This is a genomic window from Enterococcus sp. E5-37 (assembly GCF_035726925.1).
GTDB classification, from domain to species: domain Bacteria; phylum Bacillota; class Bacilli; order Lactobacillales; family Enterococcaceae; genus Enterococcus_B; species Enterococcus_B faecium.
Window position 1 is genome coordinate 16,452 of record NZ_JAPMLG010000009.1, and the last position, 13,763, is coordinate 30,214.

At 38.9% G+C, this 13,763-nt stretch carries 13 protein-coding genes and 1 other annotated feature (1 of these 14 only partly in view); of the genes, 11 read left to right on the plus strand and 2 right to left on the minus strand.

From position 1 onward, the window contains the following. Position 1 (plus strand) — a binding site (T-box leader); it begins 211 nt to the left of the window's first position. Between the two features lie 53 nt (positions 2-54). Together pheS and pheT are read left to right on the plus strand one after the other, a co-directional pair. Then, a complete protein-coding gene (gene pheS, locus OS138_RS08650) occupies positions 55-1,098 on the plus strand; it encodes a phenylalanine--tRNA ligase subunit alpha (protein ID WP_002295783.1) in 1,044 nt (347 codons plus the stop codon). A gap of 4 nt (positions 1,099-1,102) precedes the next feature. After that, positions 1,103-3,523, plus strand: a complete 2,421-nt coding sequence (gene pheT / locus OS138_RS08655; protein WP_325070003.1) for a phenylalanine--tRNA ligase subunit beta — start codon at positions 1,103-1,105, stop codon at positions 3,521-3,523. A gap of 169 nt (positions 3,524-3,692) precedes the next feature. On the opposite strand, the gene trpS is transcribed toward pheT, so the two are convergent. Further along, positions 3,693-4,703, minus strand: coding sequence for a tryptophan--tRNA ligase (gene trpS / locus OS138_RS08660; RefSeq protein WP_002288045.1), 1,011 nt, complete (start codon positions 4,701-4,703; stop codon positions 3,693-3,695). Between the two features lie 253 nt (positions 4,704-4,956). Between trpS and OS138_RS08665 the strand changes: the two genes are divergently transcribed. From OS138_RS08665 to cbpB, 8 genes are all read left to right on the plus strand, one after another. Continuing rightward, entirely contained in the window at positions 4,957-5,694 is a 738-nt protein-coding gene (locus OS138_RS08665) for an amino acid ABC transporter ATP-binding protein (protein WP_002288042.1), read from the plus strand. Positions 5,695-5,707: 13 nt separating this feature from the next. Further along, complete coding sequence (locus OS138_RS08670; RefSeq protein WP_002288041.1) at positions 5,708-6,523, plus strand: transporter substrate-binding domain-containing protein; 816 nt, start codon at positions 5,708-5,710, stop codon at positions 6,521-6,523. Positions 6,524-6,535: 12 nt separating this feature from the next. Next, positions 6,536-7,183, plus strand: a complete 648-nt coding sequence (locus OS138_RS08675) for an amino acid ABC transporter permease (protein ID WP_002288038.1) — start codon at positions 6,536-6,538, stop codon at positions 7,181-7,183. A 15-nt stretch (positions 7,184-7,198) separates the two neighbouring features. After that, positions 7,199-7,855: an amino acid ABC transporter permease gene (locus OS138_RS08680; protein ID WP_325070004.1), complete on the plus strand. Its 657-nt coding sequence runs from the start codon at positions 7,199-7,201 to the stop codon at positions 7,853-7,855. A gap of 163 nt (positions 7,856-8,018) precedes the next feature. Further along, the gene (gene racE / locus OS138_RS08685) at positions 8,019-8,840 is read left to right on the plus strand and encodes a glutamate racemase (RefSeq protein ID WP_038809683.1); all 822 of its coding nucleotides are present in this window, start codon (positions 8,019-8,021) and stop codon (positions 8,838-8,840) included. A gap of 2 nt (positions 8,841-8,842) precedes the next feature. After that, a complete protein-coding gene (gene rph, locus OS138_RS08690) occupies positions 8,843-10,198 on the plus strand; it encodes a ribonuclease PH (protein WP_325070005.1) in 1,356 nt (451 codons plus the stop codon). Next, entirely contained in the window at positions 10,199-10,717 is a 519-nt protein-coding gene (locus OS138_RS08695; RefSeq protein WP_087625776.1) for a metallophosphoesterase, read from the plus strand. Between the two features lie 106 nt (positions 10,718-10,823). Then, positions 10,824-11,324: a cyclic-di-AMP-binding protein CbpB gene (cbpB, locus tag OS138_RS08700; RefSeq protein WP_002295789.1), complete on the plus strand. Its 501-nt coding sequence runs from the start codon at positions 10,824-10,826 to the stop codon at positions 11,322-11,324. A 279-nt stretch (positions 11,325-11,603) separates the two neighbouring features. Here the strand turns inward: cbpB and OS138_RS08705 are convergent, their stop codons facing one another. Next, a complete protein-coding gene (locus OS138_RS08705) occupies positions 11,604-12,524 on the minus strand; it encodes a mechanosensitive ion channel family protein (RefSeq protein ID WP_087625777.1) in 921 nt (306 codons plus the stop codon). 125 nt (positions 12,525-12,649) lie between these two features. On the opposite strand from OS138_RS08705, the gene OS138_RS08710 reads away from it, so the two are divergent. After that, the gene (locus tag OS138_RS08710) at positions 12,650-13,702 is read left to right on the plus strand and encodes a branched-chain amino acid aminotransferase (protein ID WP_002321517.1); all 1,053 of its coding nucleotides are present in this window, start codon (positions 12,650-12,652) and stop codon (positions 13,700-13,702) included. Positions 13,703-13,763: the final 61 nt, after the last annotated feature.

The following is a 13,763-nucleotide window of genomic DNA, read 5'->3' on the forward strand; positions in this document are numbered from 1 at the left end:
ACAGGAATGAGGTCTTTTTGTTTTGTATTTGGAATTTAAAGGAGGAACAAGCACATGTCTCTACAAGCACAATTAGAGAGCTTGAAAGAAGCAACGCTCGTCAAAATCACAGCGGCACAAGATTTAAATGAATTAAATCAAATACGTGTTGAAACGTTAGGAAAAAAAGGACCGATCACAGAAGTATTACGTGGGATGAAAGATCTAAGTCCAGAAGAGCGACCAAAAGTCGGAAGTTTCGCAAATGAGATCCGAGATCTTTTGACAGAAGAGATCGAGCGAAAAAAACAAGTATTAGAAGAAGAAGCGTTAAATGCAGCTTTGGCAAAAGAAACAATAGACGTGACACTACCTGGTAGAAAAGTAAAACATGGTACACGTCATATCGTGACACAAATCATGGAAGAAATTGAAGATATTTTTGTGGGTATGGGGTATCAGATCGTAGAAGGTTACGAAGTAGAGTCTGACCATTACAATTTCGAACGGATGAACCTGCCAAAAGACCATCCGGCAAGGGACATGCAAGATACTTTCTATATTTCAGACGAGATATTGATTCGGACACATACTTCACCAGTCCAAGCACGGACAATGGAAAAACATGATTTCTCTAAGGGTGCTCTACGAATGATCTCGCCAGGAAAAGTTTTCCGCAGAGATACAGATGATGCGACCCACAGTCATCAGTTCCATCAAATTGAAGGGCTAGTTGTTGATAAAAACATCACGATGGGCGACCTTAAAGGAACATTAGAAGTCGTAATGAAAAAAATGTTTGGGGAAGATCGTGAAATCCGTTTGCGTCCAAGTTATTTCCCATTTACGGAGCCATCAGTAGAAGTAGATGTCAGCTGTTTCAAATGTGGGGGTGCCGGTTGTAACGTATGTAAATACACTGGCTGGATCGAGATTTTAGGAGCTGGCATGGTGCACCCGAATGTGTTGAAGATGTCAGGAATCGATCCAGAAGAATATTCAGGCTTTGCTTTCGGCCTTGGACCAGACCGCGTAGCTATGTTGCGGTATGGAGTGAATGATATCCGTAATTTCTATCAAAATGACTTACGTTTCTTAAGTCAGTTCAAGGGGGAGTAAGAAAATGTTAGTTTCATATAAATGGCTTAATCGTTATGTAGATTTATCGAATGTAACACCAAAAGAATTAGCGGATAAAATGTCTGTAACAGGAATCGAAGTAGAGGGAGTAACGGTTCCAGAAGAAGGCTTGAAAAAAATCGTTGTCGGTGAAGTCAAGGAATGCGTACCACATCCAGATTCTGATCACCTTTCTATTTGTCAAGTCGATATTGGCGAAGACGAACTGTCTCAAATCGTTTGTGGAGCGCCTAATGTGAAGGTTGGAATCAAAGTGATTGTTGCACTTCCTAACTCACGTATCGCTGGTAATGTAAAAATCAAAAAAGGAAAAATGCGTGGCCAAGTATCAAATGGCATGATTTGCTCATTACAAGAAATTGGCTATTCAGATAGTGTTATACCGAAAGAATACGCTGAAGGTATCTATTATATGCCACAAGAAGCTGTAAATGGCGATCCAGTTTTTCCTTATTTGGATATGGATGATTCGATTATTGAATTGTCTATCACACCGAATCGTGCGGATGCATTGTCAATGCGTGGCGTAGCTTATGAAGTTGGGGCAATTTATCGTCAGACTCCTACATTCGATGACGAAAAGCTGATAGAATCCTCACGTCCTGCTAGCGATAAAATTCAAGTGGAAGTTGAAGATAAAGAAGCAGTTCCTGCTTATCAAATCAGAATCATTGAAGGAGTAAGAATCCAGCCAAGTCCTCAATGGCTGCAAAATCTTTTGATGAACGAAGGCATTCGTCCAATCAACAATGTAGTAGATGTGACGAACTATATTTTGCTTTTATTCGGACAACCACTACATGCATTTGACTACGACAAATTGAAATCAAAAGAGATCCTTGTCCGCCGTGCAAAAGAAAATGAAACATTAGTAACACTAGATGGAGAATCTCGGGAATTGACAACTGACAATCTCGTCATTACTAACGGCAAAGAACCAGTTGCTTTAGCTGGTGTCATGGGAGGGTTAGACTCAGAGATCACGAATGAAACAACAACAGTTGCACTAGAATCTGCTTTATTTGATCCAATTTCGATTCGTCGTACAGCAAAACAATTTAATTTGCGTAGTGAATCCTCTGCACGTTTTGAAAAAGGAATCAACCATGCGACTGTTGGAGAAGCCAGTGAGGTTGCTGCAGCAATGATCGTTTCTCTTGCGGGTGGGGAAGTTCTACAAGGCGCGGTCAAAGGTTCAGAGATCAAAGCAGAAGACGTATCAGTGAAGATTTCACTTGAACGCATCAATCAATATTTAGGAACATCTCTTGTCGTTAAAGAAGTAAATGAGATTTTTGAAGCACTTGGATTTAACTATGAAGAAAAGGATCATGTTTATTCCGTAGTAGTACCACCAAGACGCTGGGATATCCAAATCGAAGCAGATATTATCGAAGAAATTGCTCGTATTTATGGATACGACCAGTTGCCATCTACACTTCCAAGTGGAGAAACGGTTGCTGGAAGCTTGTCAAAAGAACAAGAAACTACTCGTAAAATTCGTACGATCTTTGAAGGAAGCGGATTGAGCGAAGCAATCAGTTATGCATTGACAACAGAAGAAAAATCAAGACAGTTTGTTATAAAAGAAAGCAATATTACACGTTTGGACTGGCCAATGAGTGAAGAGCGTTCTGTATTGCGAATGAATTTGATCAGCGGATTATTAGATGATATCAGTTATAACACTGCCCGAAAAAATACAGAGATTGCTTTATATGAAATTGGTCGGGTGTTCTTCCAAGAAAATGATCCACGTACACATCTGCCGCAAGAAGTAAAACATGCAGCAATCGCTATTTCTGGTATTTGGGAAGAAAAAGATTGGCAGACGAAAGCTCAAAATGTAGACTTTTTCACCATCAAGGGTCTTTTAGAAAACTTATTTGAACAACTAGGTATCACTGAAGATATCCATTATCAAAAAGTGACAGAAATGAAGGAAATGCATCCTGGAAGAACTGCTGCGATTTACCTTGGCGAACAATTTATTGGTTTTGTCGGTCAAGTGCATCCAACGATTGCAAAAAGTTATGATATTCCAGAAACATATGTTGCTGAGTTTGATTTATCTGCTGTAGTGGAAGCTGCTCAAAAAGGGATCGTTTTCGAAGCAGTGACAAAATTCCCAGCAGTCAGCCGGGACATCGCTTTGCTTGTAAAAGAAACTGTGACAAATCAGGGATTAACAGAAGTTATCCGTTCTGCTGCCGGAAGATTTTTAACAGATATCCAATTATTTGATGTCTATCAAGGAGAAAACATTGAAAAAGGACATAAATCCATGGCGTATAGCCTGACATTCGTCAACCCAGAAGCAACATTGACAGATGAAGAAATCAATAAAGCAATGGAAAAAGTCGAAAAAGCGTTGGTAGAAAACCTAAAGGCAAGTATTCGCTAAGAGGGAAAATATAGTAAGTAACGATCAAGTAGCTTTTGAAGACCATACATTTGAAAAAGAGATGTGACACAACTTCGTCACATCTCTTTTTTTGATTTTAAAAAAGGAATAGCACAGAGACGAGATAAAAAAACAGGCCTTTACAGCCTGTTTTTTTAGAGTAAATGAATTAATGGAAGTAATTGATTCCCATTGCTGATTTTACTTCAGAAAGTGTTTGTGCAGCTACTTTAGCAGCTTCTTCACTACCTTTACGTAAGATTTCCATAACAGCTGAAGGATCTTTTTCCAATTCTTCTCGGCGCGCACGGATCGGTGCAAATTCAGCTTCCAATACATCAATGAGGTATCGTTTGATCTTTACATCACCAAGTCCGCCGCGGCGGTAATGAGCTTTCATTTCTTCAATTGCTTCTTTATCTGTTCCGAATACATCCAAGTAGGTGAAGACCATATTCCCTTCTACTTGTCCAGGATCTTGTACATGGATGTGGTTTGGATCAGTATACATACTCATGACTTTTTTCTGTAAGACATCGGCAGGATCGGAGATATAAATACCGTTTCCTAACGATTTACTCATTTTGCCATTTCCATCGATTCCAGGTAATCTACCCATTCCTTTTGGTGGGAATACGCCTTTTGGTTCCACCAAGACTTCACCATATGTATGATTGAAGCTTTGTACGATTTCCTGTGTCTGCTCTAGCATTGGTTTTTGATCCTCACCAACAGGTACAAGATTCGCTTTGAATGCAGTGATATCTGCTGCTTGAGAAACAGGATAGATAAAGAATCCTGTAGGCACGCTTTCACCGAATTTTTTTTGTTCGATTTCTGTTTTGACAGTCGGATTGCGCCGAACACGTCCTACGCTGACTAAGTTCAAATAATACATGGTTAATTCAGCTAATTCCGGAATTTGTGATTGGATAAATAAAGTAGATTTTGCAGGATCTAATCCCACGGCTAAATAGTCTAAAGCAACTTGCAAGACATTTGATGAAACCTTCTCAGGATTTTTAGCATTATCTGTCAGTGCTTGCATGTCAGCAATCATGACAAACAGTTGGTTGTCTTCATCTGCCTGCATAGCCACTCGGGTTTTTAGAGAACCGACGTAATGCCCTAAATGCAACTTTCCAGTTGGTCGATCTCCCGTTAAAATAATATTTTTCAAAAAAGACACCTCTTTACGATTTGTAAGTCTGAGCACTTAATATCTTACCGTTTTTCCTGAAAAGAAACAACAGTTCCTAAGGAAAAAACAAGGAAAGAGGATAAAATAACTAATAGATTAGAAATGGAAGAAATATTTATGGGAGAATAAACGTTCTAAGAAACTTTACAAATTACTAAACTATCAGATATAATGTATTTTATTATACATCTTTAAAAGAAATCTTACTAAATAATAATGGGAGTGTAATTCTATGGCAATGATTAAATTTGATCACGTGGATAAATATTATGGCAAGTTCCACGCATTAAAAAATATCAATCTCGAATTCGAGAAAGGAGAAGTTGTCGTTGTCATTGGTCCTTCTGGTTCAGGAAAGAGCACGATGCTTCGCTGTATCAATGGATTAGAGACGATCTCTTCAGGTAAGCTGCTGATTAATGATACTGACTTGCATGATAAAAAGACAAAACTGACAGAAGTCCGAAAAAACATCGGTATGGTTTTCCAGCATTTCAATTTGTACCCAAATAAAACCGTTCTGGAAAACATCACATTAGCACCAATCAAAGTGTTGAAGCAAGACCAGGCAACTGCAGTCAAAAATGCTGAGAAATTTCTGAAAACTGTCAATATGTTAGATAAGAAAGATTCTTATCCTTCCATGTTATCCGGTGGACAACAGCAACGGGTGGCAATCGCCAGAGGTTTAGCAATGAATCCTGAGATGCTGCTGTTTGATGAGCCTACTTCTGCTTTGGATCCAGAAATGATTGGTGATGTATTAGACGTTATGAAAAAATTGGCTCATGACGGTATGTCAATGATTGTCGTGACACATGAAATGGGATTTGCCAAAGAAGTTGCGGATCGTGTCATCTTCATGGCTGATGGAGAAGTATTGGAAGACAGCAGAAATGTGAGAGACTTTTTCGAAAATCCAAATGAAGTCCGAGCACAGCAATTTATCAGTAAAGTTATCAATCATTGATAGGAGGAAAAAGATGCGCAGGTTAAAAAAAATACGCCTGATTTTCCTTTTAGGCATTGCTTTTCTTGCACTAGCCGGATGTAAAGGAAATGGGTTGGCAAATGAAGATATTTTAGAGAGAAGCAAATCTACCAATGAAATCATCTGGGGTGTCAAGTATGATACTCGATTATTTGGAATGATGGATATTGAGAGCAGAACTGTACAAGGATTTGATGTAGATATTGCAAAAGCAATCACTAAAAAGATCCTTGGTGACAATGGAAAAACAGAATTTGTTGAAGTCACTTCTAAAACTCGGATTCCATTATTGAAAAACGGAAATATCGATGCAATTATTGCAACGATGACGATCACAGATGAACGAAAAAAACAGGTCGACTTTTCAGATGTCTATTTCGATGCTGGCCAAGCTTTGTTGGTAAAGAAGGGAAGTCAAATCAAAAGTGTAGATGATTTGAATGCTTCTACAACGGTTCTAGCAGTCAAAGGTTCTACATCGGCTGCGAATATCCGACAGCATGCACCAGATGCAAAAATTTTAGAATTAGAAAACTATGCAGAAGCATTCACTGCTTTACAATCTGGTCAGGGAGACGCGATGACTACAGATAATGCGATTTTGTTAGGGATTGCAGATGAAAATCCAGAGTATGAGTTAGTTGGTGGAACATTTACTAATGAGCCTTACGGGATTGCGATCAACAAAGGGCAAGAAAACTTCTTGAAAGCTGTTAACCAAGCGCTAGAGGAAATGCATGCAGATGGCACATACGATAAAATCTATCAAAAATGGTTTCCAAATGAAACTGAAGGAAAAGTAGAGTAAGGGGGAGAGGCAATGAGCGAATTGATACAGACTTATGGACCAATCTTTGTCGACGGGTTCAAGATCACATTGTTTTCGAGTGTCTTAGCACTTGTGTTTAGTTTGATTATCGGAACGTTAATGGCAATCTTCCAATTATCAAAGAATAAAGTAGTGAGCGCCTTAGCAAAGGCATATGTAGAATTTTTTAGAAACATTCCATTATTAATCATCGTGATGTTTTTTTATGTTGTCGTACCGATTTATTGGTTTAATCTAGATGGATTCCAAGCAGGTACGATTGGATTAACGATCTATACATCTGCTTTTATTGCTGAAACAGTACGTTCAGGGATTCAAACCGTACCAAAAGGTCAAACAGAAGCAGGACTATCTTCTGGCTTTACCTATTCAGAAATCATGCGTTATATTGTTTTACCGCAAGCATTCAAAATTGTTATTCCGCCATTAGGCAACCAATTTATCAACCTCGTGAAAAACTCATCTATTTTAGCAATCGTAGCTGGTTTAGATTTGATGTATCAAGGAGACTTGATCGCCAGTGAAACATTCAATACCTTCGATACGTATATCATCGTTGGGTTATTTTACTTAGTTATCACGCTACCGTTATCTTACTTAATGGTTTATCTTGAGAAAAAATGGGCGGTTCGTTCATAGAAGGAGGGGAAATACATGGATTTTAGCGGCGCTTTTTCATGGATGAATATCCGTTTTTTATTGGAAGGATTAAAGGTTACTGTTGAAGTTTCATTGTTTTCGATCATTTTTAGTTTCTTGATCGGTGGTCTGACAGGTGTGATTCGTTTTGCGAATATCCCTTTCTTCTCCAAAATCCTTGGTGTAGTGATTGACATTATACGGAATCTTCCATTATTATTGATCATTTTCTTCACTTACTTTGCCTTACCTCAAATCGGCATTCAGATGAACATCTTTTGCTCTGCTGTTGCAGCATTAACGATTTTTGAGTCAGCTATGTTGTCGGAAATTTTCCGAGCTGGACTCAATGCTGTTCCAAAAGGACAGATGGAAGCAGGATTATCAACGGGACTGACTTATGTAGAAACGATGCGAACGATCGTGTTACCGCAAGCATTTAAATCAATGATCCCGGCAATTGTGAGCCAATTGATTTCACTGATCAAAGATACTTCATTAGCAGTAATCATTTCTTTACCTGAACTTTCTCATCAGGCACGTATTATTTATGGACAGAACACCAATTATGTGCTTCCGATGTTCATCATCATGACACTTATGTACTTCGTGGTATGTTACGCGCTTTCTCTGCTTTCCGGTTACTTGGAAAAGAGACGGTACAGTTATTAATAGATGATTCTTTTAGCGGTTGTGGCAAACTAAAGTCACAACCGGCTTTTTTTCTTTAAAATTAGAAAAGCAGAGGTTTTGATTATTTTAAAAAAGGGAGAGCACTTGAAAAATCACGCTAAAAAGTACACAATAGGGAGGATAGAATTTATTGAAAAAAAGGATGATACGATTGACAGATAATCGCCCTATCGGATTTATTGATTCAGGTGTCGGTGGCTTGACTGTAGTAAAAGAAGCCCTGAAACAATTACCGAATGAAAATATTTTATTTGTAGGAGACACGGCACGCTGCCCATATGGCCCGAGACCTGCGGAACAGGTAATCCAGTATACTTGGGAAATGACGGATTATCTGGTGGAGCAAGGAATCAAGATGCTGGTGATCGCCTGCAATACCGCAACTGCGGTGGCTTTAGAAGAAATCAAAGCTGCTCTTTCTATTCCAGTCATCGGTGTGATCCTTCCCGGTACTAGAGCGGCAGTAAAAAAAACACAAAATAAACAAGTTGGCATTATTGGTACGATTGGTACGGTAAAAAGTCGAGCTTATGAAAAAGCACTGAAAGAGAAAGTACCAGAATTGACTGTGACAAGTCTTGCTTGTCCAAAATTTGTTTCAGTTGTCGAAAGTAATGAATACCATTCATCGGTGGCGAAAAAAATCGTAGCAGAAACATTAGCTCCGTTAACGACTAAAAAAATCGATACATTGATTTTAGGATGCACCCATTATCCATTATTACGCCCCATCATTCAAAATGTAGTGGGTGAAAATGTTCAACTGATCGATTCTGGAGCAGAAACAGTAGGTGAAGTATCTATGCTGTTAGATTATTTCAATCTGAGCAATTCACCGCAAAATGGACGGACATTATGTCAGTTTTATACAACAGGCTCTGCCAAACTTTTCGAGGAAATAGCTGAAGACTGGCTTGGAATCGGACACCTAAATGTAGATCATATTGAATTGGGAGGAAAATAAGGATGCGTCATGACGGGAGAAAAGCCCAAGAGCTTCGCAAACTGGAGCTTCAAACAAATGTTTTCAAATATCCAGAAGGATCGGTTGTGATCCGTTTTGGTGATACAACAGTTATTTGTTCTGCAACAATAGAAGATTCTGTTCCCCCTTTTTTGAGAGAAACAGGAACAGGATGGGTGACAGCAGAATATAGTATGCTGCCTCGAGCAACGAGTACGAGAAATCGTAGAGAAAGCAGCAAAGGAAAACTTTCTGGTAGAACAATGGAAATCCAGCGTCTTATTGGTCGTTCCTTGCGTGCAGTAGTAGACTTGGAAAAATTAGGAGAACGTAGTATCATCGTAGACTGTGATGTGATCCAAGCGGATGGCGGTACTAGAACAGCAAGTATCACTGGAGCATTCGTGGCATTGAAATTAGCCATTGAAAAACTTTTAAGAGAAAAAGAATTGTCAGAAGATCCAATCAAAGAACATCTTGCTGCAGTTAGCGTAGGAATCTTACCAGATGGGACTTGCGTCACAGATTTGGATTACCAAGAAGATTCCGCAGCACTTGTAGACATGAATCTTGTAATGACAGAATCTGGAAAATTCGTGGAGATTCAAGGAACTGGAGAAGAAGCAACGTTTGATGGTGAACAGTTGAATGAAATGCTCTTTTTTGGAAAAAACGCGATTGAAGATTTGATCAAAGAGCAAAAACATGCTTTGCTAACAGAGTTTGCTCAAAATGATGAGCGGACAGAAGAAACAAAAACGATTATCATTGCGACAAGAAATCCAGGAAAAGCAGAAGAGTTTCGAAATATGTTTAAAGAAGCTGGATATCATGTAAAAACATTACTTGATTATCCTGAATTGCCAGATGTAGAAGAAACTGGCAGCACGTTTGAAGAAAATGCCCGATTAAAAGCAGAAACGATTGCACAATTGCTTGATCAACCAGTCTTAGCAGATGATTCAGGTTTGAAAGTGGATGCGTTAGGCGGTATGCCAGGAATCTATTCTGCACGTTTTGCGGGGGAACAAAAAAGTGATGCGGGGAATAACGCAAAATTATTATATGAATTGACAGATGTGCCGGATGAAAAAAGAACAGCACAATTCCATTGTACGTTAGTATTCGCGGCACCCAAAAAAGACAGCCTTGTAGTAGAAGCGGAATGGCCCGGTCGAGTAGCCCGTATACCATCTGGCGAAAATGGCTTTGGGTATGATCCTTTATTTATCCCAGAAGGTAAGAAACAAACAGCAGCAGAATTATCGAGCGAAGAAAAAAACAAGATCAGTCATCGGGCTCAAGCAATGAAAAAATTGAGTGCCGAGTGGAAACAATGGCTGGAAGGAGAGAGATAGATGCGGTATTTAGTAGTAAGTGATAATCATGGAGACAGAGATATCCTCGTTGACTTAGTAGATCGTTATCGTTCTGAAGTGGATATCTTTTTCCATTGTGGTGATTCGGAATTAGAAGCTTCTGACCCATTATGGGATACATTCCAAGTGGTTCAAGGTAATTGTGATTATGGACCAGGATTCGAACAGAAAAAAGTGATCCAAACTGGTCAGGATACAGTATTTATAACTCATGGTCATTTATCGAATGTCCGATTTGGTTTGACACAGTTAGCAATCGAAGCTCGAGCTGCAACTGCCGATATGGTGTTTTTTGGTCATACCCATCAAATAGGCTGTGAGATGGATCAGAAAATCCTGTTTTTGAATCCTGGTAGCATTTCTCAGCCTAGAGGCCCGATCCAAATCCCATCATATGCTCTTATCGAAAGTTTAGATGACCAAATTTCTGTTCAATACTATAACCGTGCCCATCAGGCAGTTGAAGAGTTGGCCTTTTCTTTTTCGAGAGAGCGCTGAATAAAAAAACTCTAATTTTTAATAAAAATAAGCTTTATTTTATGAATTTTGCATCCGGTTTCGGTAAAATAGTAGTGTTGAATGAAATAGAAATGGAGGCCATCAGATGATTGGACCTATAGTAAGAGAAATGCTGCTGGAAAATCAGGAAACGTTTTTGATTCCTGCAGAAAATGTGGCAAATGTTATGTATCATCATCCATTATCCCATGGTTTACTTGTGTTATCGAAGGTCGGTTATTCCAAAATTCCTGTATTAGGAAAAGATGATCACTTTGTAGGACTAGTAAGTTTATCAGATGTGGTCAATAAAATGATTGACTTGCAAACAATCAGCATGGACCCGTTAGAAGGACTAACGGTTGCTGATGTGACAGAAACAGATGTTCCGACAATTGATGAAAATTGGGAACTAGAAGAAGTACTCCATTTGTTAGTCGATTCGCCTTTTTTACCGGTTGTCACAGAAGATCGGATTTTCAAAGGAATCATTACAAGAAAAGAGCTGCTTAAAGCCGTAAACTTCATGGTGCATGAATTAGAACGTCGTAATATATTGTCTCCGAAAATCGAAGAATTAAAAGAACAAATCGATATCGTGAGCTAAAGAACGAGAAACTAAAAGATAATCAAAAAATAAGTAGAAAAAACAGCGTACCAGTTTTGACTTTATCTTGAAAAAGAGGCTGGGACAAAAGCGTTTAACTCCAAGAAATAAGAAGGAATTCACGAAAATTGCTTTTCAAATTTTTGTGAATTTCAGCTTATTTCCGAAGGAGTTGCTTCTGCTTCCGCCGTTTATACGTGTTTAGAGCGTGGGACAAAAGTGTTCTTTACTTTTGTCCCACGCTCTTTTTAGTGAGATTCGTTGCATCGTTTGTCCAAATTATTTTCCGACAGCAATTGGACTGTTCGGAATCGTGAAACCAGAAGCTGTCAATTCTTTGACATAGGAGCTCAAGAACTCTTCTTTTAAGGCATATTGTTTTCCGTTCAATGCGTAGCAGACCGTACGAATCGCAAAATTGCTGTTTCCAAGATCCACTAATCCAAAGATAGAAGGTTCAGTTTGGAGCTCTTCTTGGTATTTTTCAGCTAATGTACGATTTACTCGATCAATGATCTCATAGATTTTGTCATATCCTTCTTCAGGAACAATCCGAATATCTAAAAGTACTTGCATATTTGCACGAGAGAGGTTGCTGATCGTGGTGATGTTTCGATTCGGGATGAAATGGACAGTACCATCCGTTGCTTTCAGCTGAAGGGTACGGATACCAACAGATACGACGGTTCCTTCAATCGTTAAGTTTGCTAGCTTGATGTAGTCCCCAACATCCATCTGTTGTTCCATGATAATAAAAAATCCGGTAATAACATCACTCATGAACCCTTGGGCACCAAGACCGATTGCCACACCTGCAATTCCGGCACCAGCCAAAAGTGATCCGATCGGCACACCGATAGCAGATAAAATTGCATAGATAAAGAAGAAACCAAGAGTATAATGAAAAATAGTATTTAAAAGACTATGTAAAGTCTTTAAGCGGCTCTCGTTTAGAATGGCTTTTTTAGAATATTGATTGAAAGACTTATCAATCAGATATTTTCCTACACGGTGAAGAATCCAAAAAAGGACGATCAAAAAAACCAGATATAAACTTTTTTGGATAAAGGCAGCCAAAATGGCGTCCCAATCAATCCCGTCCCAAAACCGCTGAAACGCATTTACTTTGCTGACAGCTTGATCTGTCAATGTCTCGCCAGAAGAGTCTGTCGTACCGGCAGTTGCTAATAATGAAAACATAAAATCCTCTTTTCTAAAATTTGATTCTTTCTGTATTGTACCAAGAAGTTTTCAAAAAAGGAAATAGCAAAAATAACTATAATGAAGGAAAAAAGCTGAAAATAAAATGACAAATAATATGGATAATGATAAAATGTGGAGAAAATAACGAAGGTGGTAAGTATATGCAAATCGATTGGAACAATCTAGGTTTTTCTTATATCAAAACTCCTTGGCGTTTTATTGCCAAATGGAAAGACGGACAATGGGAAGAAGGAGAATTGACAGAAGATAATTACCTGACGATTCATGAAGGCTCTCCAGCGCTTCATTATGGTCAGCAATGTTTTGAAGGTCTAAAAGCTTATCGTCGAAAAGACGGCAAGGTCAATCTCTTTCGACCTGAACAAAATAGTCGACGGATGAATCAAAGTGCTAGACGATTGCTGATGCCAATGGTCCCTGAAAAAATGTTCGTTGATGCTGTCAAGCAAGTAGTAAAAGCAAATGAAGATTTTGTGCCGCCCTATGGAACAGGCGCTACATTATACTTGCGCCCTTTACTGATTGGGGTCGGTGAAAACATTGGTGTCCATCCTGCTCCAGAATACTTATTTGTCGTCTTCTGTACGCCAGTAGGAGCGTATTTCAAAGGTGGGCTAAAACCAACGAACTTTATTGTATCTGATTACGATCGTGCTGCTCCTAAGGGAACAGGCGCAGCAAAAGTCGGCGGAAATTACGCAGCGAGTTTACTTCCAGGAACAGAAGCAAAAGAACTGGATTACTCAGATTGTGTTTATCTTGATCCAGCCACACACACGAAAATCGAAGAAGTAGGGGCAGCAAATTTCTTTGGGATTACGAAAGACGGAAAATTCATCACTCCACAATCGCCATCTATCTTGCCAAGTATCACGAAATACTCTTTGCTGCAATTAGCCGAAGAGCGACTAGGACTTCAAGCAATAGAAGGAGATATTTTCATTGATGATCTAGATCAATTTGCAGAAGCTGGTGCATGTGGTACAGCGGCTGTTATTTCTCCAATCGGTGGGATTTATCACAATAACAATCTTCATGTATTTTATAGTGAAACGGAAGTAGGACCAGTAACAAAACGGTTGTATGATGAATTGACAGGTATTCAATTTGGAGACATAGAAGCACCAGAAGGCTGGATTGAAGTCGTGGAATAATTTCAAAGTAATGAGTTGAAAAAAACGTAAAAAGAAAAAATCAGGAAGAGACTTTAAAAAG

Coding starts and splice junctions, on each gene's coding strand:
- racE (WP_038809683.1), top strand. CDS start 8,019: ATGATACGATTGACAGATAATCGCCCTATCGGATTTATTGATTCAGGT.
- OS138_RS08695 (WP_087625776.1), top strand. CDS start 10,199: ATGCGGTATTTAGTAGTAAGTGATAATCATGGAGACAGAGATATCCTC.
- OS138_RS08665 (WP_002288042.1), top strand. CDS start 4,957: ATGGCAATGATTAAATTTGATCACGTGGATAAATATTATGGCAAGTTC.
- cbpB (WP_002295789.1), top strand. CDS start 10,824: ATGATTGGACCTATAGTAAGAGAAATGCTGCTGGAAAATCAGGAAACG.
- OS138_RS08710 (WP_002321517.1), top strand. CDS start 12,650: ATGATAAAATGTGGAGAAAATAACGAAGGTGGTAAGTATATGCAAATC.
- pheS (WP_002295783.1), top strand. CDS start 55: ATGTCTCTACAAGCACAATTAGAGAGCTTGAAAGAAGCAACGCTCGTC.
- rph (WP_325070005.1), top strand. CDS start 8,843: ATGCGTCATGACGGGAGAAAAGCCCAAGAGCTTCGCAAACTGGAGCTT.
- pheT (WP_325070003.1), top strand. CDS start 1,103: ATGTTAGTTTCATATAAATGGCTTAATCGTTATGTAGATTTATCGAAT.
- OS138_RS08680 (WP_325070004.1), top strand. CDS start 7,199: ATGGATTTTAGCGGCGCTTTTTCATGGATGAATATCCGTTTTTTATTG.
- OS138_RS08675 (WP_002288038.1), top strand. CDS start 6,536: ATGAGCGAATTGATACAGACTTATGGACCAATCTTTGTCGACGGGTTC.
- OS138_RS08670 (WP_002288041.1), top strand. CDS start 5,708: ATGCGCAGGTTAAAAAAAATACGCCTGATTTTCCTTTTAGGCATTGCT.
- OS138_RS08705 (WP_087625777.1), bottom strand. CDS start 12,524: ATGTTTTCATTATTAGCAACTGCCGGTACGACAGACTCTTCTGGCGAG.